The sequence below is a fragment of the Mycobacterium sp. ACS1612 genome (genome assembly GCF_001667505.1).
Taxonomy (GTDB): domain Bacteria; phylum Actinomycetota; class Actinomycetes; order Mycobacteriales; family Mycobacteriaceae; genus Mycobacterium.
In genome coordinates this window covers 1-1361 of sequence record NZ_LZHZ01000041.1, presented here as the reverse complement: position 1 = coordinate 1361, position 1361 = coordinate 1, and the positions used below count along the sequence as shown (strand labels likewise).

General features: G+C 63.6%; 1 protein-coding gene. It reads left to right on the top strand.

Annotation, left to right across the window (positions count from 1 at the left end; genetic code table 11):
• Positions 1–105 precede the first annotated feature (105 nt).
• Positions 106–1293: an IS481 family transposase gene (locus A5724_RS17800; RefSeq protein WP_067804678.1), complete on the top strand. Its 1188-nt coding sequence runs from the start codon at positions 106–108 to the stop codon at positions 1291–1293.
• The last annotated feature ends 68 nt before the right edge of the window (positions 1294–1361 follow it).

The window sequence follows — 1361 nt, the reverse complement described above, 5'->3', positions numbered from 1 at the left end:
CTGTATGACGTCGGTTGATGCTTGACGTTTCGGCTCCGGTTGATGGCTGACAGTGTTTCGGCTGATGCTTTACACCTATGTCGGTTGATCCTTGACACTCCCTAGATGAGGGAGTTGAGCGTGGCCGAGCAGCGGTATCAGGCCGTGTTAGCGGTGATCAGCGACGGGTTGTCGATTTCGCAGGTCGCATCGAAGGTTGGGGTGTCGCGTCAGACGCTGCACTCGTGGTTGGCCCGCTACGAGGCCGAGGGCCTGGAGGGGCTGGTGGACCGGTCGCATCGGCCGGTGAATTGTCCGCATCAAATGCCCGCCGATGTCGAGGCCCGACTGTTGGAGCTGCGGCGTTCACGTCCGTATTGGGGGCCGCGGCGGCTGGTGTTCGAACTGGCCAAACGCGGGGTGGTCCCGGTGCCCTCGGAGTCGGCGGCCTATCGGGCGTTGCTGCGGGCGGCGATGATCGATCCGCATCTACGGGATCGGCGTTCACGCAAGTGGAAACGCTGGGAACGCGGCGCTCCGATGGAATTGTGGCAGATGGATGTGGTGGGCGGGTTCCCGCTGGCCGACGGCAGCTGCGCCAAAGCACTGACCGGAATCGATGACCATTCCCGGCTGTGTGTCTGTGCCCGGTTGATGGCCCGAGAACGCACCCGGGCGGTCTGTGATGGGCTGCGCGCGGCGCTGGCAACCTACGGTGTGCCCGAACAGATCCTGACTGATAACGGCAAGGTGTTCACCGGCCGGTTCAACCATCCATCGACCGAGGTGCTGTTCGAGGCGATCTGCCGCGAGCACGGTATCGAGCACCTGTTGACGCAGCCTAGAAGCCCGACCACGACGGGCAAGATTGAGCGGTTTCACCGCAGTCTGCGCGCTGAGTTCCTCAGCAGCCGAACACCTTTCACCAATCTCAAGGTTGCCCAGCAGGCACTCGACGAGTGGGTCGCCGACTACAACACCAGCCGGCCGCACCAGGCGTTGAAGATGGCCACCCCTGCCGAACGGTTTCACGCCGGCGCCCCGGCCTCACCGCCGTCGAATTCGAGGACCGCCCAGCGCGACCGCAGCGGTGATGACTGGGTCAGTCGTCGAGTCTGCGCCAACGGCATCGTGTGCGTGTCCTGGCAGCAAGTCTGCATCGGACGCCACTACGGCGGACAACGCTGCGACGTCCACGTCGACGGCGACCTCTTGCGGTTCTGGGTCGGCGACCAACTAGTCAAAACCGCCGCCCGCACCAGCCACGGCGAGGTACGAAACAAACGGGCCCTTCGCACCAGCGGACAGCCCTAAACCCATAACCCAGAGTGTCAAGGATCAGCCGAAACAGATCCGTCAACCGTCAACCGACTCTGAACAGG